General features: G+C 68.2%; 15 protein-coding genes. 7 read left to right on the top strand and 8 right to left on the bottom strand.

All coding sequences use genetic code 11. The features are described 5' to 3' along the window. Positions 1–77: 77 nt before the first annotated feature. From GQY20_RS02410 to GQY20_RS02400, 3 genes are read right to left on the bottom strand one after another with little or no spacing between them, the layout of a single operon-like run. On the bottom strand, positions 78–1,721 hold the full coding sequence (locus tag GQY20_RS02410) for an ATP-binding protein (RefSeq protein ID WP_157215436.1): 1,644 nt from the start codon (positions 1,719–1,721) through the stop codon (positions 78–80). Positions 1,722–1,781: 60 nt separating this feature from the next. Continuing rightward, positions 1,782–2,555: a TIGR02186 family protein gene (locus tag GQY20_RS02405; RefSeq protein ID WP_232475850.1), complete on the bottom strand. Its 774-nt coding sequence runs from the start codon at positions 2,553–2,555 to the stop codon at positions 1,782–1,784. Beyond that, positions 2,552–3,466: a sulfite exporter TauE/SafE family protein gene (locus tag GQY20_RS02400; RefSeq protein WP_157215434.1), complete on the bottom strand. Its 915-nt coding sequence runs from the start codon at positions 3,464–3,466 to the stop codon at positions 2,552–2,554. The genes GQY20_RS02405 and GQY20_RS02400 overlap by 4 nt, the downstream gene beginning before the upstream one ends. Before the next feature lie 216 nt (positions 3,467–3,682). Between GQY20_RS02400 and GQY20_RS02395 the strand changes: the two genes are divergently transcribed. The 3 genes from GQY20_RS02395 (at position 3,683) to nhaA (ending at position 13,115) form a co-directional block, all read left to right on the top strand. Beyond that, positions 3,683–9,454: an alpha-2-macroglobulin family protein gene (locus tag GQY20_RS02395; RefSeq protein ID WP_157215433.1), complete on the top strand. Its 5,772-nt coding sequence runs from the start codon at positions 3,683–3,685 to the stop codon at positions 9,452–9,454. Between the two features lie 182 nt (positions 9,455–9,636). Further along, the gene (gene pbpC / locus GQY20_RS02390) at positions 9,637–11,790 is read left to right on the top strand and encodes a penicillin-binding protein 1C (protein WP_157215432.1); all 2,154 of its coding nucleotides are present in this window, start codon (positions 9,637–9,639) and stop codon (positions 11,788–11,790) included. A 164-nt stretch (positions 11,791–11,954) separates the two neighbouring features. Beyond that, complete coding sequence (nhaA, locus tag GQY20_RS02385) at positions 11,955–13,115, top strand: Na+/H+ antiporter NhaA (RefSeq protein ID WP_157216119.1); 1,161 nt, start codon at positions 11,955–11,957, stop codon at positions 13,113–13,115. A gap of 108 nt (positions 13,116–13,223) precedes the next feature. Here the strand turns inward: nhaA and GQY20_RS02380 are convergent, their stop codons facing one another. From GQY20_RS02380 to GQY20_RS02360, 5 genes are all read right to left on the bottom strand, one after another. Beyond that, positions 13,224–13,499: an acylphosphatase gene (locus GQY20_RS02380; RefSeq protein WP_157215431.1), complete on the bottom strand. Its 276-nt coding sequence runs from the start codon at positions 13,497–13,499 to the stop codon at positions 13,224–13,226. A gap of 12 nt (positions 13,500–13,511) precedes the next feature. Then, positions 13,512–14,441, bottom strand: coding sequence for an electron transfer flavoprotein subunit alpha/FixB family protein (locus GQY20_RS02375; RefSeq protein WP_157215430.1), 930 nt, complete (start codon positions 14,439–14,441; stop codon positions 13,512–13,514). Then, on the bottom strand, positions 14,438–15,187 hold the full coding sequence (locus GQY20_RS02370; RefSeq protein WP_157215429.1) for an electron transfer flavoprotein subunit beta/FixA family protein: 750 nt from the start codon (positions 15,185–15,187) through the stop codon (positions 14,438–14,440). Before GQY20_RS02370 ends, GQY20_RS02375 begins: the two co-directional genes overlap by 4 nt. Before the next feature lie 46 nt (positions 15,188–15,233). Further along, on the bottom strand, positions 15,234–16,433 hold the full coding sequence (gene sucC, locus GQY20_RS02365; protein WP_157215428.1) for an ADP-forming succinate--CoA ligase subunit beta: 1,200 nt from the start codon (positions 16,431–16,433) through the stop codon (positions 15,234–15,236). A gap of 81 nt (positions 16,434–16,514) precedes the next feature. After that, entirely contained in the window at positions 16,515–16,832 is a 318-nt protein-coding gene (locus GQY20_RS02360) for a hypothetical protein (protein WP_157215427.1), read from the bottom strand. A 123-nt stretch (positions 16,833–16,955) separates the two neighbouring features. On the opposite strand from GQY20_RS02360, the gene GQY20_RS02355 reads away from it, so the two are divergent. The 4 genes from GQY20_RS02355 (at position 16,956) to GQY20_RS02345 (ending at position 21,199) form a co-directional block, all read left to right on the top strand. Further along, positions 16,956–17,480 (top strand): sterol desaturase family protein, encoded by a 525-nt coding sequence (locus GQY20_RS02355; RefSeq protein ID WP_157215426.1) that lies wholly within the window; start codon positions 16,956–16,958, stop codon positions 17,478–17,480. Positions 17,481–17,589: 109 nt separating this feature from the next. Further along, entirely contained in the window at positions 17,590–18,786 is a 1,197-nt protein-coding gene (locus GQY20_RS32415; RefSeq protein WP_232475849.1) for a DegT/DnrJ/EryC1/StrS family aminotransferase, read from the top strand. Beyond that, on the top strand, positions 18,783–20,147 hold the full coding sequence (locus GQY20_RS32410) for an FAD-dependent oxidoreductase (RefSeq protein ID WP_232475848.1): 1,365 nt from the start codon (positions 18,783–18,785) through the stop codon (positions 20,145–20,147). The genes GQY20_RS32415 and GQY20_RS32410 overlap by 4 nt, the downstream gene beginning before the upstream one ends. Further along, a complete protein-coding gene (locus GQY20_RS02345; RefSeq protein WP_157215425.1) occupies positions 20,144–21,199 on the top strand; it encodes a glycosyltransferase family 2 protein in 1,056 nt (351 codons plus the stop codon). Before GQY20_RS32410 ends, GQY20_RS02345 begins: the two co-directional genes overlap by 4 nt. Positions 21,200–21,267: the final 68 nt, after the last annotated feature.

Here is a 21,267-nt window from a genome sequence, read left to right as displayed (position 1 = left end):
CGAGCTCGAAAGGAGGAAAGGGCTTCGACAAGCTCAGCCCAAACGGGTGTGGTCGTCCAAATGCGAAAAGCGTCCCCTCACGCCCCCTGGCTGCGCCAGCGCGCGATCACCCGTTGCAATATTTCGGCCTCGCCGCCGCTGTCCTTCCACAGTTCGGAGAAGAGCGGATCCTCGGAGGCCGGTCGCCGCTCCGGCTCCAGCGTATCGAGCGCGACACGGATCGGGATCGCCACGCCTTCGCCGCAGACGATGCATTCGCGGTTGCGCAGCGCCGGGATCACGTCGAGGAAGCCGCGTGCGCCCTCGGGCATCGCCGAGCGAACATGCGCCTGGTCGCGATCATTGTTGAGCCGCATCGCGATGATCGTGCCGCATTGCGACAGCACGCCTTCGGCGAGGTCCGACGGACGCTGCGTGATGAGGCCCAGCGAGACGCCATATTTGCGTCCTTCCTTGGCTATCCGCTCCAATATCTTGCGCACCGCCGAGGCGCCGGTCATCCGGTCCGACGGGATGTAGCGGTGGGCCTCTTCGCAGACGAGCAGGATCGGCCGTTGCGGCTCGCCACGCGACCAGATGGCGTAATCGAACACCATGCGCGAGAGCAGCGCCACCACCGTCGAGGTGATCTCGGAGGGCACGCTGGACACGTCGATGATCGAGATCGGCCTGCCCTCACCCGGCAGGCGGAAGATGTCGCCCAGGAACTTCGCCATGCCATCCGACACCAGCATGCCCGAGAACATGAAGGAATAGCGTGGATCGGAGCGCAGTTCCTCGAGCTTGGTCTTGAGCCGCATATAGGGCGCGCTGTCGCCCGCCTTGTCGAGCTTGCCCATCTCCGTATTGATGAAGCCCAGCAGGTCGGAGAGCAGATAGGGCACCGGACTATCGACGGTCAGGCGCGAAAGCGCCTGGCCGATCCTTCCCTTGGCGCGCGCAGCAAGCAGGCATTTGGCGAGGACGTCGGCGTCCATCTGCCGGTCCGACCCTTCCGAGGTGAGGATCACCTCGCAATGCTCCTCGAAGTTGAGCAGCCAATAGGGGATGGAAAGGTTGGCGACGTCGAACAGTTGGCCGCGCTGCTTGAACGCCGCCGCATATTCGCCATGCGGATCGATCATCAGGATATGGCCCTGCGGTGCCGCGTCGCAGATGCGGTGGAGGATCAGCGCGGCCGCGGTCGATTTGCCGGTGCCGGTGGAGCCGAGCAGCGCGAAATGCTTGCCTAGCATCGCATCCACGTAGAGCGCGCCGCGAATATCCTCCGACGGATAGACGGTGCCGATCTCGATATGGGCACGCTCGTCGGCGGCATAGATTTGCTTCATGTCCGCGGCGGAAACGGGAAAGACCGGCGCGCCCGGCATCGGATAGCGGGTCACGCCGCGCCGGAAGTTGGAGAGGCGGCCGTCCCCTGCCGCTTCCTCCGCCTCGCCGAGGAAGTCGATGAACGCCGTCACCATGCCACTCTGCGTATCCGCCATGCGCAGCGAGCGGACATTGGCGACCAGCCACAAGCGCCCGACGCGCAGCTTCACCTGGCTGCCGATCTGGCCCGCGCTTGCGATGCCGGGATCGGGATGGTCGGCAAGCGCGGCGACGATGCCCCGATCGAAGCTCAGCTGCGAGGCGGATCCCGCGACCTCAAGCAGCCGCCCGATCTCCGTCGTGCGGGCTGACTCGGCGCTTCCCGCCGCGATCATGCTCATCTCATTCATGCATCAGCCGTCCCTGTATCGGACGGCCTAGCGCCAAGAGATTAACGATTTCTCTTAGGGTTAACGGCGCATACGCTGAAACCCGGCGGAGGCGGCCCAGCCGAACAGGAGCGAGAGCAGCACCGCGACCAGCCCGTAACTGAACGGCCAACGCTGGGCGGAATTGGCCACGAAGCGCTCGAATCCCGACTTGTCGATCACGATGTCGCGCACCGCCACCGCCACGACGCGTCCATTCTGGATCAGGAAGGTCTCCGCCGTATAGGCGCCCACCGGCACGCGCGCCGGGATCGACAGCCGTGCCCGATAGAGCACCCGATCGGTGATCTCGACGCTGCCGCTCTGCTCGTCGAACAAGCCGCGGCGGCGCATGAGATCGACCAGCCCCGCCTGGAAGCGCGCCTGATCCTCGGGCAGCGCGCCACTGGAGGGGGACAGCTGCAGATTGGCGAGGCCGAGTTCGTAGATCGCCGCCGTCCGCTCGTCGACCAGCGTCTTGAGCGGGCGCGACGAGGCGATCGCATAGAAACCCGGCACCGACCGGAAACGCGCGCTCTCCGCATTCACCCACATGCCGAGCACCTTCGCCTTCTCGCGCAGCAGCATCGGATCGGACGGCCCCTTCAGTACCACCACGATGTCCGGCGCCTTGTCCGGCATGCGCCCGTCCGGATAGAGGATCGCGCCGAACAGCAACAGCTCCGCGCCGGTGAAGCTGTAGGCGATGCTGATCTCGCGCTGGGACACGTCCGGCACGAGGCGCGGCTTGTCTGCGCTCGCTGCGAGCAGCAGTGGCGCCAGCGCAAGGATCAGCCATGCGCCGAGCCGCGTCACAGCGGATCGACCGAATAGATTTCGTCCGGACGCCAGCCGAGCCCCAGCGCCATGCGCAGCGCCACCGCCAGCACGATCAGCGCCAGGAACAGGCGGAGCCATTCCGGCCGCGTCTTCGCCGCCATGCGCGCGCCGATCTGCGCACCGGTCACGCTGCCGATCAGCAGCAGCCCGGCCAGCACGATGTCGACCGCCTGGGTGGTGACGGCATGCACCATCGTCGTCACCGCCGTCACGAACAGGATCTGGAACAGCGAGGTGCCGACCACGACGCGCGTCGACATGCCGAGCATGTAGATCATCGCCGGCACCATGATGAATCCGCCGCCTACACCCAGCGTCACCGTCAGCACGCCGGTCAGAAAGCCGAGCGCCAACGGCGCCAACGGCGAGATGTAGAGGCCGGAACGATAGAAGCGCCAGCGCATCGGCAGGCTGGCGATCAGCGGATGGTGCCGCCGCCCGGAGCTCGGCACCGGCTTGCCGCTGCGCAGCGCGCCGATGCTGGTCGCGGCTTCCTTGGCCATCAGGAGGCCGATGCCGCCGAGCAGGATCACGTAGACGAGCGCGATCACCGTATCGATCTGGCCGGATTCCTGGAGCAGCCGGAACACGCCCGCCCCCGCGATCGACCCCGCCACGCCGCCTACCACCATCACCGTGCCCATGCGGAAGTCGACGCCCTGCCGCCCCATATGCGCGAACACGCCGGAGACGCTGGCGCCGGTGATCTGCGTCGCCGAGGAGGCGACCGCGACCGTCGGTGGTATGCCGTAGAAGATCAGCAGCGGCGTCGTGAGAAAGCCGCCGCCGACGCCGAACATGCCGGAAAGCAGCCCAACGACGCCGCCGAGCCCGACGATGACGAGCACGTTCACGGACAGCCCGGCTATCGGCAGGTAGATGTGCATAGGCGGAGCAAGGCGTAGCGCTTTCTGCCCGCCCGCGAAACCCGGTGGGTGGAGCACAGGCGCGAAGTTCCGCTTCGGATCAACTATCATCGCCCCCATTCAGGCGGGGAGACGAGTGGATTTCCGGGTGTATCGCCCCACCCCGATCGTTTCGACTGGATTCCCCGCACATTAGCCGCCAATCTCCGCCCCCAAGATACAGGGGCGAGGGGATCGATGCGCGATTGGCTCATTCGTCTGGCGGTGATGGCGCTCGCTTTGGGGCCTGTCGCGGCCTCGGGCGATACCGCGCCGCAGGTGGTGATGGCGACGCCGGGGACCGGCGATTATGGCACGATCGACCGCTTCACCGTGCGCTTCTCCGACGCGATGGTGCCGCTCGGCGATCCGCGCGCGCAGGGGCCGTTCGCCGTTTCCTGCCCGACCGGCGGCACCGGCCGCTGGACCGACCAGACCACCTATGTCTACGAGTTCGAAAAGCCGCTGCCCGGCGGCGTGACCTGCGCCTTCACGCTGCGGCCGGGGCTCGCCAGCGTGAACGGGCTCGCCGTCACCGGCCAGAACCGCTTCACGGTCGACACCGGCGGGCCGACCGCGCGTGCGGTGCTGCCGAGCCGCTACAATGGTGACATCGAGGAGGATCAGGTCTTCCTCGTCGCCGCCAATGTGCGGGCCGATCCCGCCTCGGTCGCGGCCAACGCCTATTGTGCGGTGGATGGCATCGGCGAGAAGATCGCCGTCGACCTGCTGCCCGCCGACACGGCCGGCAAGGTGATCGACGGCCTCGGCGGCCAATGGCAGGCGCGCGAGTTCCTGAGCCAAGCCGGCCTGCCCGAGAAGCTGCCTGCCGCCGCGGGAGACAAGGCGCGCGCCACATCCTCGATCGTCGCGCTCAAATGCCGGCGGCCGTTGCCGCCGGGGCGGGACATGGCACTCGTCTGGGGTGCCGGCATCAAGGGCGCGGGCGGCCGCACCGCGGGTGCCGACCAGCGTTTCGACTTCACCGTGCGCAAGGCGTTCGAGGCGCGCTTCGAATGCTCGCGGGTCAATCCGCAGGCCGGCTGCAGCCCGGTCGAGGCGGCTTGGCTGCGCTTCACGGCGCCGATCGCCACCAGCCTCGCCAAGCAGATCCGGCTGGACGTCGGCAATGGCAAGACGATCGCGCCCACCCTCTCCGCCAGCAGCGACGACGACGAGGAACGCGGCGACGCCAGGACCTCCGCGACCGTCACCGAGGTCAAGTTCGCCGCGCCGCTGCCCGAGGCGATCACCGCGCGCGTCTTGCTGCCGGGCGGCGTCAAGGACGAGAGCGGCCGGCCGCTCGCAAATGCGCAGCGCTTCCCGCTCGACGTGCGGATCGACCAGGCGCCGCCGCTGGTGAAGTTCGCCGCCCCCTTCGGCATCATCGAGGCGGGCGATCCCGTGCTGCCGGTCACCGTGCGCAACGTCGAGCCGGCGCTGGCCGGCAAGCTGGCAGGCGTCGGCGGCAAGGTCGCCCGCGTCGCCGCGTCGGATGGCGCGGTGGCCAATTGGCTGCGCACCATCGCCAAGGCGAACGAGAATGATTTCCGCGAGGAAAAGCATGGCGGCCAGTCGGTCACCGTCAACCACACCGGCGATGCCTCGATCCTCACTGCCCAGGGCAATGCGAGCCCGCTGAACCTCGCGCTGCCCGGCCAGGGCAAGGCGTTCGAGGTGGTCGGCATTCCTCTCAAGTCGCCCGGCTTCTATGTGGTGGAGCTCGCCTCGCCGCGGCTCGGCAAGGCGCTGCTCGGCCGCAACGCGCCGCGCTACGTCTCCGCCGGCGCGCTCGTCACCAATATGGCGGTCCATTTCAAATGGGGCCGCGCCGCCTCGCTCGCCTGGGTCACCGCGCTCGACAGCGGCAAGCCGGTGGCCGGCGCCCAGGTCGCGGTGACCGACAGCTGCTCGGGACGGACGCTCGCCCGCGGCACCACCGACGGCACCGGCCGGCTGCTCATCCCCGCCGGCGGCCTGCCGGAACCGCAGACCTACAGCAGCTGCGACGACAAGGACAATCACGCGCTGATGGTCTCGGCGCGCAAGGCGGACGATTTCAGCTTCACCCTCACCGACTGGGGCGAAGGCATCCGCCCCTATGACTTCGATCTCAGCTTCGGCTATGAGAAGGCGAGCAACATCCTCCACACCGTGTTCGACCGAACCCTGCTGCGCGCGGGCGAGACGGTGAACATGAAGCACATCCTGCGCCGGCCGATCGCCACCGGCTTCACCTATGCCGGCGCGCTCAAGGGCACGCTGCGGCTCAGCCATCGCGGCTCGGACACCCAGTTCGAGATGCCCTTCCTGATCGGCGTCGACGGCATCGGCGCGACCACCTGGGCGGCCCCCAAGGGCGCGCCGCTCGGCGACTATGACCTGAGCTTCATCATCGGCGACAAGACCATCTATTCGAGCCAGTCGATCCGCGTCGACGAATATCGCCTGCCGACGATGCGCGCGACGGTGACCGGGCCGAAGCAGCCCGCCGTGCGGCCGACCTCGATGCCGCTCGACCTCTATGTCGGCTATCTCTCCGGCGGCGGCGCGGCCTCGCTGCCGGTCAGCATCCGCACCGCCTTCTCGACCAACTATGAATCGCCCAGAGGCTGGGACGGCTGGACCTTCGGCGGCCGCGCGGTGAAGGAAGGCACCGAGCCGCTCGATGGCGACAACAACGCGATCACGCCGCCGCTGCCCAATGCGCAGACCCTGCCGGTCACGCTCGACAGCCAGGGCACGGGGCGCACCACCGTCGATATTCCGCAGGCGATCGACGATCCGACGCTGATGACGGTCGAGATGGATTATCAGGACGCCAATGGCGAGACGCTGACCGCCTCGCGCCGCATCCCGCTCTATCCGTCCGCGGTGCGGCTCGGCATCAAGACCGACGGCTGGATGATGAAGGCCGACGATCTGCGCCTCAAGCTGGTCGCGATCGATCCCGAGGGCCATCCGATCCGCGGCCAGAAGATCAGCGTCGCGCTCTACAGCCGCGAGATATTGTCCGCGCGGCGGCGGCTGATCGGCGGCTTTTACGCCTATGACAACAACGCCAAGACCACGAAGATCGATGCGAACTGTTCGGCCCGGACCGACGAGATGGGCCTGGCGAGCTGCGCGATCGATCCGGCCGTCTCGGGCGAGGTCTACGCCGTCGCGACCACCACGGACGAGAATGGCAATGTCGCTCGCGCGGTGACCTCGGTCTGGCTGGCCGGGGCGGACGACTGGTGGTTCGGCGGCGACAATGGCGACCGGATGGACCTGATCCCCGAGCGCAAGGATTACAAGGCGGGCGAGACCGCGCGCTTCCAGGTGCGCATGCCGTTCCGCTCGGCCACCGCGCTCGTCACCGTCGAGCGCGAGGGCGTGCTCTCCAGCTTCGTCACCGAGCTGTCGGGCAAGGATCCGGTCGTCGAGGTGAAGATGCCGGGCAGCTATGCGCCCGACGTCTATGTGTCGGTGATGGCGGTGCGCGGCCGCATCGCCGGCTGGCGGCTGTGGCTCGCCGACTTCGCCCGGCGCTGGCATCTGCCCTTCTTCAGCCGCGAGGGCGCGCGGCCGACCGCGCTGGTCGATCTCGCCAAGCCCAGTTACCGGATCGGCATGGCCGAGGTGAATGTCGGCTGGGAATCGCATCAGCTCGCCGTCGAGGTGAAGGCGGACAAGCCCAAATATCGGGTGCGCGATACCGCTGAGGTGCAGGTCTCGGTGCGCGGCGAGGGCGGCAAGCCGCCCGCCCAGGCCGAGATCGCCTTCGCCGCCGTGGACGAGGCGCTGCTCCAGCTCCAGCCCAATCCGAGCTGGAAGCTGATCGATGCGATGATGGGCGATCGCCCGCTCTCCGTGCTCACCTCCACCGCCCAGACCCAGGTGGTCGGCAAGCGCCATTATGGCCGCAAGGCGGTAGCCGCGGGCGGCGGTGGCGGCGGCGACATGGCGGCGATGAATCGCGAAGATTTCCGCCCCGTCCTTCTCTGGAAGGCGCGCGTACCGCTGGATGCGACGGGCCATGCACGGATCGCCGTGCCGCTCAGCGATTCGCTGTCCTCGTTCAAGCTGGTCGCGATCGCGACCGCCGGTGCCAACCGCTTCGGCACGGGCGACCTGTCGATCCGCACGACGCAGGACCTCAGTATCTATTCCGGCGTGCCGCCGGTGGTGCGCACCGGCGATTTCTACGGGGCGAGCTTCACCCTGCGCAACGGATCGGACCGGCCGATGACGGTCACGGCCAATGCCGAGACCATGCCCCGCATCGGCCGCGCCCCGCCGCTGACCGTCACCATCCCGCCGGGCGGCGCCGCGCCGGTGACCTGGCACGTGCCCGCCCCGGCCGGCGTCGGCCAAGTCACCTGGAAGGTGAATGCCCGCACCGCCGACGGCCGCAACGCCGACGCGATGACCGCGATGCAGACCATCGTGCCGGCCGTTCCGGTCGAGACCTGGGCCGCCACCCTCGCCCGCGTCGGCGAACAGGGGCCGCTGCCGATCACGCCGCCCGCCGGCGCGCTGCCCGGCCGCGGCGCGGTGGACATCCGCCTCACCGACACGCTCGCCCCGCCATTGGCCGGCGTGCGCGACTATATGGCGGCCTATCCCTATGGCTGCTTCGAGCAGCGGCTGTCGAAAGCCGTGGTGGCGGGCGATCTCGGCGCCTGGACGCGGCTTGCCGGCGACATGCCGACCTATCTCGATGGCGACGGGCTGCTCCGCTACTTCCCGGGCGATACGCTGCAAGGCTCGCCCGAACTCACCGCCTATGCGCTGTCGATCACCGCCGAAGCCGGCTTCCCCGTGCCCGAGGGCGGGCGCGCCAGGATGATCGAGGCGCTGAAGGGCGTCGTCGACGGGCGGATCGACCGCACCAGCGACTATGGCGGCGACAAACGCTTCCTGAAGGTCGCCGCGCTCGCCGCGCTGGCCCGCAACGGCGCCTCGACGCCCGAGCTGCTCGGCCAGGCCGGGATCGCCCCCAATGAGATGCCGACCGCAGTACTCGCCGAGTGGATGGCGGCGATCGATCGCACTAAGGGCGCCAATCCGGCGCTGCGCCAGCAGGCCGAGGCCGTGCTGCGCACCCGCATCACCTATGAGGGCGCCCGGCTCGACCTCACCGACACCGCCGATCCGCCCTGGTGGATGATGATCTCCGGCGACGAGATGGCGATCAAGGCATTGCTCGCCGTACTCGGCCGCCCCGGCTGGCAGCAGGAGGGGCCGCGCATGATGATCGGCATCGCCACCCGCCAGCAGCGCGGCCATTGGGACACCACCCCGGCCAATGCCTGGGGCACGATCCTCGCGCGGCGCTTCGCCAGCATCTATCCGGCGACCGCGATCGCAGGCACGACCACCGCCAGCCTCGGCGCGGCCAGCCGCAGCCAGAGCTGGCCGATGCCCGCCAACGCCGCGCCGCTGTCGCTGGCCCTGCCGCGCAGCGCCACGCCGCTGCTGCTGAGCCAGTCGGGCGGCGCCGGTCCCTGGGCGATGGTATCGGTGCGTGCCGCGGTGCCGCTCACCCAGCCCTTCTTCGGCGGCTATCGCATCACCCGCGAAGTGAGCGTGCTCCAGCGCCGCAAGCCCGGTCAGCTCACCCGCGGCGACGTGCTCAAGGTCCGCATCACGGTGGAAGCCAATGCCGCGCGCAGCTGGGTGGTGATCAACGATCCCATCCCCGCGGGCGCGACCATCGTCGGCGGCCTCGGTGGCCAGTCCCAGATATTGAGCGACAAGGCGAGCGGGGGCGACGGCTGGTCGCCCAGCTATATCGAACGCTCGCAGGAAGCCTGGCGCGCCTATTTCAACTGGCTGCCGCGCGGCAAGGCGACGGTGGAATATGCCGTGCGGCTGAACGGCGTCGGCACCTTCCAGATGCCGCCGACCCGGGTGGAAGCGATGTACTCCCCCCAGATCCGCGGCGCCCTGCCGAACCGGCCCGTCACGGTGGCGATGCGGTGAGCCATTTCCTCATCCTCCCCGGAACGGGGAGGGGGACCATGCGCAGCATGGTGGAGGGGCTCCCGCCCACCCCAGGCAAGCGGCATCACGTTCCGCACCGGCTCGCCCCTCCACCACCAGCCTTCGGCTGTCGGTCCCCCTCCCCCTTTGGGGGAGGATGAGAGGCGCCCGTCTCGCCCAACATGACCTTCCGCACCCGCCTCCACGCCTTCGCCGCGCTTTCGCGCCGGCGCCAGGCGATCTACGCCGCGCTTGCCCTCCTCGCCCTCATTCTCGCGACCCTCTGGATCGTCACCCTCCCACCATCGCTCCCCTCCTATGTCGAGGTCAGGGCCAACTGGCGCCCCAGCGAAGCCTGGCTCTACGACCGCAATGGCCAGCTGATCGACAGCGAGCGCGTCGATTTCGACGTCCGCCGCCTCGCCTGGACGCCCCTCGACAAGATCGCGCCGGCGCTGCGCACCGATCTGATCGCCGCCGAGGACAAGCGCTTCCTCTGGCATCGCGGGGTTGACTGGATCGGCATCGTCTCGGCGTTGCGCGATCGCATCGAAGGCAAGGGGCCGCAGCGCGGGGCGAGCACGCTCTCGATGCAGCTCGCCGGCTTCCTCGCGCCCGACCTCGCCAGGCCCGGCGCACGCGGCTGGTGGGACAAGGCCCGGCAGATGCGCGCCGCGATGCGCATCGAGCAGAGCTGGACCAAACCGCAGATCCTCGAGGCCTATCTCAACCTCGCCGGCTATCGCGGCGAATCCCAGGGCATCGGCGCGGCCGCCTACGGCCTGTTCGGCAAGGCGCCCGATGCGCTTTCCAGCCAGGACGCGCTGCTGCTCACCGCCCTTCTGCCCGCGCCTCAGGCGGGGCCCGACGAGGTCGCCCGCCGCGCCTGCACGATCGGCCGCATCGCCGACTGCCGCGCGATACAGGCAGCCGCCTTCGCGATGCTCGGTTCCGCGCGGCGCCTCGCCCTCGATCCCGGCCTCGCTCCCCATCTCGCGCGCAAGCTGCTGACCGCGCCGGGCATGCGCGTCACCACGACGCTCGACCGGCAGGCGCAGCGCATCGCCGCCATCGCGCTTGCCCGCCAGCTCCAGGGCCTCGGCCCCGACCGCGCCCGCGACGGGGCGGTCGTCGTGGTGGATAACAGGAGCGGCGACGTGCTCGCCTATGTCGGCGGCATCGGCGGCGCCTCCACCGCGGCGCAGGTCGACGGCGCCGACGCCTATCGCCAGGCGGGCTCGACCCTGAAGCCCTTCCTCTATGGACAGGTGATCGAGAAGGGCTATCTCACCCCCGCCTCGATCCTCGACGACAGCCCCGTCCAGCTCGACACCGCCTCGGGCCTGTACGTGCCGCAAAATTACGATCACGAGTTCAAGGGGCCGGTCTCGGTGCGCAGCGCGCTCGCCGGCTCGCTCAACGTGCCGGCGGTGCGCACATTGCTGCTCGCCGGGGTCGATTCCTTCCGGGATCGGCTGTGGGACACGGGCTATCGCGGTCTCACCGAGGACGGCGCCTATTACGGCTTCAGCCTGGCGCTCGGCTCGGCCGAGGTCACCCTGCTCGAACAGGCCAATGCCTATCGTACCCTGGCCAATGGCGGGCGCTGGGCGCCGCTCCGCATCCGCACCGACGATCCGTCACCCGCGCCGCGCGCCGTCTTCTCTCCCCAGGCCGCCTGGATCGTCGCCGACATGATGGCCGATCCGGGTGCGCGCGCCGCCACCTTCGGCCTGGATTCCGCGCTCCGCCTGCCCTTCTGGGCGGCGGTGAAGACCGGCACGTCCAAGGCGATGCGCGACAATTGGTGCATCGGCTTTTCCGATCGCTACACGGTCGCCGTCTGGATCGGCAATCTCGAGGGGGATTCGATGAAGGCGGTCTCGGGCACCAGCGGCGCCGCCCCGGTCTGGCGCGAGGTGATGCTGGCGCTGCACCGCGACCGCCCGAGCGCCGAGCCGCCCCGCCCGGCCGGCGTCGAGCAGCGGTTGGTGCATTTCGCCGGCAATATCGAGCAGTCCCGGCGCGACTATTTCCTCGCCGGCATGGGCCAGGCGGCGCTCGCCCAGGCACCGGGCAGCGCGCGTCGCCCCCGCATCGCCGATCCCGTCTCGGGCGCGGTCTATGCGCTCGATCCCGACATCCCGATTGACCGCCAGCGCATCCGCATCGACGTGACCGGCGCAGTCGAGGGCCATCGCCTCGCCATGGACCGGCAGGACCTCGGCCCCGCCGACGCCCGCCCGCTGGTGCTCGCCGGGCCGGGCCTCCATCGCATCACGCTGCTCGACGCGCTTGGTAAGCCGGTCGACCAGATCCTGTTCACGGTGCGCTGAGATTTCTCAGCGAAAACGGCGCCCTCGAAGGAGAGCGCATGCCGCTTAACCCCGTCATCCCGATTTTCGTCGGGATGACGAGCCGCATGACAGTGGTTATGGCCTAGTCTCGACAGGCCTATCCCAACGGAGGAAGCGTGGCACCCCCTGCCCCCACCCGCAGCATGCCCCTGCAGGAGTTCCTGCGCAGCGAGGCCGCGGGCGGTATCATCCTCATCGTGGCCGCCGCGCTGGCGCTGATCGTCGCGAACGGCCCGCTGGCCGACGCCTATTTCCACGCGCTCCACGCCAAGCTTGGCCCTCTGAGCGTGCACCACTGGATCAACGACGCACTGATGGCGCTGTTCTTCCTGCTCGTGGGGCTGGAGATAAAACGCGAGTTCGTCGATGGCGATCTCGCCCGGCCGTCGGACCGGATCCTGCCGATCCTCGCCGCGGCCGGCGGCATGGCGCTGCCGGCGCTCGTCTATCTGCTGATCGCCGGCGGCGAGCCCGGCCTCGTCCGCGGCTGGGCAATTCCGGCCGCCACCGACATCGCCTTCGCGATCGGCGTGCTCGCCCTGCTCGGCCCGCGCGTGCCCGCCTCGCTGAAGCTGTTTCTGACGACGGTGGCGATCGTCGATGACATGGGCGCGGTCGCGATCATCGCGGTCTTCTACACCGCCTCGCTGAACCTCGCCGCCCTCGCCGCCGCGCTGCTGATCTTCGCTCTGATGGTCGCGCTCAACCGACGGGGCATCACCGTGCTCTGGCCCTATCTGGCCCTCGCCGCGGCGCTGTGGCTGGCGGTGCTGCTGTCAGGCGTCCACTCCACCATTGCGGGCGTGCTCGCCGCGCTGACCATCCCGATCCGGCCGGCGTCGCAGGACACGCCTTCACCGTTGCACAGGCTGGAGCATGGGCTGCACCCATGGGTCGCCTATGCCATCGTGCCGCTGTTCGGCTTCGCCAATGCCGGCGTCTCGCTGGCAGGGATCGGCCCGGCCCGGATCTTGTCGCCGCTTCCGCTCGCGGTCGCGTTCGGCCTGTTCGCGGGCAAGCAGATCGGCATCTTCGCCAGCGTGCGCCTCACCGTCGCGCTTGGCCTCGCCGAGCGCCCGGCGGGCGCTAGCTGGCTGCAGGTCTATGGCCTCGCCATGCTCTGCGGCATCGGCTTCACGATGAGCCTGTTCATCGGCGGCCTCGCCTTCGGCGACCCGCTGCTGGTCGACGAGGTGAAGATCGGCGTGCTGGGCGGATCGCTGCTGTCGGCGATCGGTGGATATATGTTGCTGCGAGCAGTCTCATCTCATCCTCCCCCAACGGGGGAGGGGGACCACCCGTAGGGTGGTGGAGGGGCCAACGCCCACCACGCGCGACTCGTTTGTTGCGGGCGGCGGCCCCTCCACCGCGCTATGCGCGGTCCCCCTCCCCGTTCCGGGGAGGATGAAGGCTCAAACCGTCGCTATCTTGGAAAAGCCCTCACAGGGCCGGACCTCGTCCTCTTCGATCACCACCTCGGCCACGCGCGAGGCAGGCGAGCCCTCGTGGCAGCGCGCCACAAAGGTCTCGATCAATTCCGGCGCGCCAATCGCGTAGATCTCGACGCTGCCGTCGCTACGGTTGCGTACCCAGCCGTCTATGCCGAGCGCGCGGGCCTGTTCGGCCGTCCAGTCGCGAAAGAACACATTCTGGACCCGGCCGGTGACCCGCAGGCGTCGCGCGATCACCGGCCCGGCCTTTTACAGCTTGCCGGTCAGTTCCGGGACAACCTTGAAGAGGTCGCCGACGAGGCCGATGTCCGCCACCTGGAAGATGGGGGCGTCCTCATCCTTGTTGATGGCGATGATGGTCTTGGAGTCCTTCATGCCCGCAAGGTGCTGGATCGCGCCGGAGATGCCGACCGCGATATAGACTTCCGGAGCGACGATCTTGCCGGTCTGGCCGACCTGATAGTCGTTGGGCACATAACCCGCATCCACCGCCGCGCGGCTCGCGCCGACCGCCGCGCCGAGCTTGTCGGCCAGCGGCTCGATGATGGTGTGGAAGTTCTCGCTATTCTGCAGCGCGCGGCCACCCGACACGATGATCTTTGCCGAGGTGAGCTCGGGACGTTCGGACTTGCTGATTTCCGCGCCGACGAAGCTCGACAGGCCAGAATCGCCCTTGCCCGCAACGGCCTCGACCGCCGCGCTGCCGCCTTCCTTCGCCGCCTTCTCGAAGGCGGTGCCGCGCACCGTGATCACCTTCTTGGCGTCAGAGGATTGCACCGTGGCGATCGCGTTACCCGCATAGGTCGGCCGGGTGAAGGTGTCGGCGCTCTCCACCGACAGGATCTCGGAGATCTGCATGACGTCGAGCAGCGCGGCGACGCGCGGCGCGATGTTCTTGCCATTGGCGGTGGCCGGCGCGACGAACGCGTCGTAACCCGCCATCAGATCGACCACCAGCGGCGCCACATTCTCGGGCAGCGCATTGGCATAAGCGGGATCGTCCGCCAGCAGCACCTTGGCGACGCCGGCGATCTTCGCCGCCGCATCCGCCGCGCCCTGCGCGCCCGAGCCTGCGACCAGCGCATGGACTTCGCCCAGCTTGCCCGCGGCGGTCACCGCGGCCAGGGTCGCGTCCTTCACCGACCCATTGTCGTGCTCGACCAGGACCAACACGCTCATGCCGCAACTCCCATCGCCTTGAGCTTGGCGACAAGCTCGTCAACATCCGCAACCTTCACGCCCGCGACGCGCTTCGGCGGCTCGGACACCTTGAGGGTCTTGAGGCGCGGCGTCACGTCCACGCCGTAGTCGGCCGGGGTCTTCTGCGCGAGCGGCTTGGACTTGGCCTTCATGATGTTCGGCAGCGAGGCATAGCGCGGCTCGTTGAGGCGCAGGTCGGTCGTGATGATCGCCGGCGTCTTGAGGCTCACCGTCTCGAGGCCGCCATCGACCTCGCGCGTCACCTTCACGCTGTCGCCCTCGACCTCGACCTTCGAGGCGAAAGTGCCCTGCGGACGGCCCGTCAGCGCCGCCAGCATCTGACCGGTCTGGTTCGAATCGTCGTCGATCGCCTGCTTGCCGAGGATCACGAGGCCGGGGGCCTCCTCCTCGACGATCTTGGCGAGCAGCTTGGCGACGCCCAGCGGCTCCACCTCGCCCTCGGACACCACCAGGATCGCCCGGTCCGCGCCCATCGCCAGCGCAGTGCGCAGCGTTTCCTGCGCCTTCGCCTCGCCGACCGAGACCGCCACGATCTCGGTGACGACGCCCTTCTCCTTCAGGCGGATCGCCTCTTCCACGGCGATCTCGTCGAACGGGTTCATCGACATCTTCACATTGGCGAGATCGACGCCGCTGCCGTCCATCTTCACCCGCGGCTTCACATTATAATCGATCACCCGCTTCACGGGCACCAGGACCTTCATGGCCTCACCTCCTCAATACTCCGCGGCTCGCTGCCCCCCGGGGGGATCAGGCGGCCTTCTTCACTTCCGCGACGATCTTCTTCGCCGCATCGCCGAGATCGTCGGCCGCCACGATCGGCAGGCCGGAATTAGCGAGGATGTCCTTGCCCTGCTGCACGTTCGTGCCTTCGAGGCGGACGACCAGCGGAACCGACAGGCTGACGTCCTTCGCCGCCGCGACGATGCCGTCGGCGATGATGTCGCAGCGCATGATGCCGCCGAAGATGTTGACCAGGATGCCCTTCACGGCCGGATCGCTCAGGATGATCTTGAACGCCGCGGTGACCTTCTCCTTGGTCGCGCCGCCGCCGACGTCGAGGAAGTTGGCCGGGAAGGCGCCGTTCAGCTTGATGATGTCCATCGTCGCCATGGCGAGGCCGGCGCCGTTGACCATGCAACCGATATCGCCGTCGAGCTTGATGTAGGCGAGGTCGTACTTGCTCGCTTCGATCTCGGCCGGATCCTCCTCGGTCTCGTCACGCAGCGCGACGATGTCGGGATGGCGATACAGCGCGTTCGAATCGAAGCTCACCTTCGCGTCGAGCACCAGCAGCTTGCCGTCGGTGGTCTCGATCAGCGGGTTGACCTCGAGCATCGACATGTCAGTGGCGACGAAGGCGTTGTAGAGCTGCTCGGCGAGCTTCACCGCCTGCTTGTTGAGATCGCCCTTCAGCTTGAGCGCGAAGGCGACGGCGCGGCCGTGATGCGGCTGGAAGCCCTCGGCCGGGTCGATGGTGATGGTGCGGATCTTCTCGGGCGTGTCGTGCGCCACCTGCTCGATGTCCATGCCGCCCTCGGTGGACACGATCATGGCGACGCGGCCGGTCTTCCGGTCGACCAGCATCGAGAGATAATATTCCTTCGCGATGTCGGCGCCATCGGTGATGTAGAGGCGGTTCACCTGCTTGCCGGCCTCGCCGGTCTGCACGGTGACGAGCGTGTTGCCGAGCATATCGGTCGCGTTCGCCCGCACCTCGTCGAGCGTCTTGGAAAGGCGTACGCCGCCCTTGGCGTCCGGCCCGAGTTCCTTGAACTTGCCCTTGCCGCGGCCGCCGGCATGGATCTGCGCCTTGACGACATAAAGCGGCCCGGGGAGCTTGCCCGCGGCGGCGACCGCTTCATCGACGGTCAGCGCGGCATAGCCGGCGGGGATCGCCACACCGAATTTCGCCAGCAGCTCCTTGGCCTGATATTCATGGATATTCATCGCGTGGCTTTCCCCAATGATTCCGATTCCGCCCGGGCCTAAAGCATAACCCGGCGGGGATGGAAAGCCCGCCCGCTCACCTCATGCTGCAATTGCACATTTGAGACCGGCCGAAGCAACCACAGCGAATATCTCCGGATCGTTCAGCGCGCGCAGCCTATAGGCGAGCTCGTCGACGGTCAGCGTGCTGCCGTCCTGGTGACGCAGACCTGCAAACTGAGACAATTGACGAAGCTGGCTGACCGAGAGCTTGTCCACCATGCGGTGCGCCATGCAACGCGCCATGGGCGGATTGAGGCCCGCTTCGACCAACTTGTTCTCCACGCGCTGCTCGACGCTCATCGTCGCACAGGCGGACAGGGCCAAGATGGGAAGAGCCAGCAAGAGCAGACGATGCATCGGTTTCGATCCCCAGCGGAAAAGCGCGCATCAACCGCTTCCCGGCTGAGCCTGTGCTGAACACAAGCAACGCCGCGCACGGAACGGCTCGCCCTGGGCGTCGGGCAAGGCTATAGCGCCGCCATGGCGATTGCCAGCGGCATCCTTCTCTTCCTGGCGACGATCGGCGCGATGGAGCTCTTCGCCTATGTCGCCCACCGCTGGATCATGCATGGCCCCGGCTGGTTCCTGCATGCAAGCCATCATCGCCCGCGCACCGGCCCGTTCGAGGCGAACGACTGGTATGCGGTGATCTTCGCCATACCCTCGATTCTCCTGCTGCTCGCCGGCGTGCGACTCGGCTGGGGGACGGGCTATGCCTGGGCTGGCGCGGGAATCGCCGCCTATGGAGCCATCTATTTCGGCTTCCACGACGTCATCGTGCACCGTCGAATCGCCCACCGCTACGTGCCGCGCAGCCGCTACATGAAGCGAATCGTGCAGGCGCACCGCATCCACCATGCGGTCGAATCGCGCGAAGGCGCGGTGAGCTTCGGTTTTTTGTGGGCACCGAAACCGGCGGATCTGAAGGCGGAACTGGCGCTGCGCGGCCGTGTGGGCCTCCGGGCTCCGGCGGGAAGCGCGAACACCCCGAAAAATCAGGGTTAATGTCAAATTCTAAACTTTTTATTAAACATAGATGAGCATAGCGTCACACCAGTGGGGCGCCTCCATCCATCCTAATCGAGAACCGACGCGCCGCACGGAGAGACATGCGATGCGTTATCCTTTGATCAGGCCCAACCCGCCCAAGTTGAGCAAATTGCGCGGCGCGCTGGAATCGCTCGAAGACTCCGGCATCTACAGCAACAACGGCCCCGTGCTGCGCCGATTCGAAAGCCAGGTTCGCGACCGGCTCTTTGGCGGACGCGGCGAATGCCTGGGCGTCGCCAATGCGACGCTGGGCCTGATGCTCGCCATCCGCCATGAAGCGCATGTCCGCTCCAAGGACAGCGGCATCGCGCTGATGCCCTCCTTCACCTTCGCCGCGACGGCGCAGGCCGCGATGTGGGCCGGCCTCACGCCGATGTTCTGCGACATCGATCCGGATAGCTGGTGCCCCTCCCCCGAATCCGAGGAACGGCTGCTGCGCCAGAATCGCGGGCGCGTCGCGGTGATCGTGCCTTATGCGACGTTCGGCAACCCGATCGATCTCGATCGCTACATCTGGCTCGGCCGACGGCACGAGGCGGGCGTGGTGGTCGATGCCGCTGCCTCGCTCGGCGCGCGAGACGAGCGCGGGCTCGGCTTTGGCACCGGCGCGCCTTTCTCCATCGTCTTCTCGATGCATGCCACCAAGACCTTCGCGACGGCGGAAGGCGGCCTGATCTACAGCGCCGACACCCAGCTGATCCACACCCTGCGCGAGATGGCGAATTTCGGCTTCGGCGAGCCGCGCACCGCGACGATGCCCGGTCTCAATGCCAAGCTGGGCGAAATCAACGCGCTGCTCGCGCTCGAGAAACTGGGCGAGATCGACGCCGTCGTCGCGCACCGCACGGCGCTCGCCGGCCGCTACCGCGCGCGCCTGCCTGACTTCCAGCTGCAGCAGATGCTGGGCGAATCGCAGTCGCCCCAGTTCATGCCGCTGCTGCTGCCCGAGGCGCTGGCGCCGCAGCGTGCCGCGATCATGGCGCGGATGGCCGAGCTGGGCATCGGCGTCGGCACTTATTTCAGCCCGCATCTGGCCGAGCAGCCCTGGTTCCGCGAGCGCTGCCGCTTCGGCCCGTTGCCGGTGACCGATGCCGTGGCGGCGCGCATGCTCTCGCTGCCGATCGTCGATCAGATGGCGATCGAGGATGTGGACGCGATCTGCGACGCGCTGCGCACGACATGTCTCGAGGCCGCAACCGGCAGGCTTGCCGATCCGGCCGACGTCTCCCTTCCCCGCCGCGCAGCAGGAGGCCGCGCATGACTCTCCATCCCGTACTCCAGACCGTCATCGTCGGCGGCGGCCCTGCCGGCACTGCGCTGCTCACCGCCGCCTCCAAGCTCGGCCGGCTCGGCGAGCTCGCCCAGGCCGGCCTCGCGATCATCGACCGCAACGAGCGGATCGGTGCGGGCAAGCTCGGCGGCTATGCGATCAATTCGGACAGCACCGCCGAAACCTTCCTGACCAGCATCAAGGATTCGACCTTCCCGTCCATCTCCTCGCTGGCCAGCCACGGCGCGGCACGCCAGATTTCGGGCCATATCGGCGATCTGGGCGTGCCCTTGACCAAGGTCGGCGATTTCCTCGACGTGCTCGGCGACAGGTTGCACGCGCTGGTCGAGGGGGCCGGCGGCTCGGTACTCACCGGCCAGGAGGTGCTGCGCTCCGAACGCACCGCCCAGGGCCTGTGGAAGACGCGCATCCGCGATCGCGCGACCGGCGGTGAAGCGGAGATCCTCTCGCGCACGCTGGTGATCGCGACCGGCGGCCACCAGCCGCTGTCGCAGCTGCGCGGTGAATATGTCGCCGGCGTGCCGCTGGCCGACCGCTACGAGGACAAGCTCGTCCAGTCCGACGAGGTGCTTTCGCTGAGCGGCCTCGAAACCGTTCGCAGCCGGATCGCGGGGCGCGCACGGCCGCGCATCGCGATCATCGGCGGATCGACCAGTGCCGTCACCGCCGCCAACAAGCTCTTGAAGGGCGAGCCTGCGCTGGAGCTTGCCGAAGGCTCCGTCACCCTGCTCCACCGCCGTCCGCTGCGACCCTTCTACCCCTCCGCCTCGGCCGCGCTGGCCGAGGGCTATGACGATTTCGGGCCACAGGACATTTGCCCGGTCAGCGGCTTCGTCTACCGGCTCGCCGGCTTCCGGCTGGAGGCGCGCGAGCTGGTGATGAAAGCGCTCGGCATTGGTGGGCGGCAGAATGATCCGCGCTTCCGGCTTCACCGCATCACCGGGCCGGCCGACGACGAGGCGGTGGCGATCCTCGACCGGGCCGACCTAATCGTCGCCGCATTGGGCTATCGGCCGCACGCTCTGCCGCTGTTCGGCAGCGACGGCCAGCCGATCGCGCTCGCTTCGGAAAGCCTGGGACGCCCGGCGATGGTCGACAATCAGTGCCGCATCGTGGACGCGGACGGCGAGCCGGTGCCCGACCTGTTCGGCATCGGTCTGGCCGCCGGCTTCGTGCCGCACGGCGATCTGGGCGGCGAACCGAGCTTCTCCGGCCAGGCCAACGGCCTCTGGCTGTGGCAGAACGGCGTCGGCTTCCGCATCGTGGAGCAGCTTCTCGCGCAGCAGGCGCGGCGCCCGGCGCCGCTGCCCGTCGCGCGGGCGGTGGCATGAGCCGCGATCCCGTCGTCAGCGTCATCATGCCCGCCTATCGCGGGGCCACGCTGGTCGGCGAGACGATCGAGAGCGTGCTCGCGCAGACGATGGGCGATTTCGAGCTGATCGTCGTCGACGACTGTTCGCCCGACGATACCCGCGAGGTGCTGCGCACCTACACCCGCGATCCACGCGTGCGCCTGATCGAGGCGGAGGAGAATCAGGGGCCGGTGAAGACGCGCAACCGCGCCTTCGCGGCCGCCCGCGGACGCTACATCGCCGGGCTGGACCAGGACGACATATGCCTGCCGGACCGCTTTGCCCGCCAGGCCGCCTATCTCGATGCCCACCCCGAAACGGTGATCGTCGCCGCGAAGGCGGACAAGCTGATCCAGGGGCGCCGGCGCCCCGACGACGGGCCGCCCGTCACGACGCCCGGTTTCCTGCGTTGGCTGAGCCACCTGCGCAATCCGCTGGTATGGTCGACCGCGATGATACGGGGCGCCTCGGCGCGCGCGCTGAGCCCGTTCACGCGCCCGGAAATATTGTTCGCCGAAGATTTCGATCTCTATCACCGCATCGGCAAGCTCGGCACGATCGCGCGCATAGACGAGCCGCTGCTGCTCTATCGCTGCCATCCCGGCGGTGCCTCCAAGGCGTTCACCGCCAAGATGATGGAAAGCGCCGAGGCCGTGCTGACCGGCGTCTATGCCCCGATCTTCGGCGAAGGATCGGCCGAGGCCGCGCGGCTCGTCACGCTCCACGTCTCTGGCGGCCAGCCGGTGCCGGACATCGAGACGCTCAACAGGATCAACAGCGTGCTTTTTCGCGTCTATGCGGCGCTGACCCGCAGGCGGCCGTTCGACGACGTCAGCGAGGCGCTGATCCAGGACTATAATTCACGTCTCTGGTGGAAGCTCGCACGCACCAGCCTGCGCTCCGGCAAATTCTCGCTGGGTGCGGCGCTTTCGGTACGGCCCGGCACGGCGCGGATCCGGCCGGGGGCCGCCACGGACCTCGTCATGTCTCGCCTGATCGGCAGCGGCCGGACGATCCGGAAGCGAGCGTAGCCGGACCGTCGGACGAGACCTCGCCGGACGGCTCTCTCAATGCTAGACTGAGTCCAACAGCATTCGAC

The organism is Flavisphingomonas formosensis, from assembly GCF_009755815.1.
Classification (GTDB): Bacteria; Pseudomonadota; Alphaproteobacteria; order Sphingomonadales; family Sphingomonadaceae; genus Flavisphingomonas; species Flavisphingomonas formosensis.
Note: the sequence above shows the minus strand (reverse complement) of the source record. Positions and strands in the feature narration are given on the sequence as shown.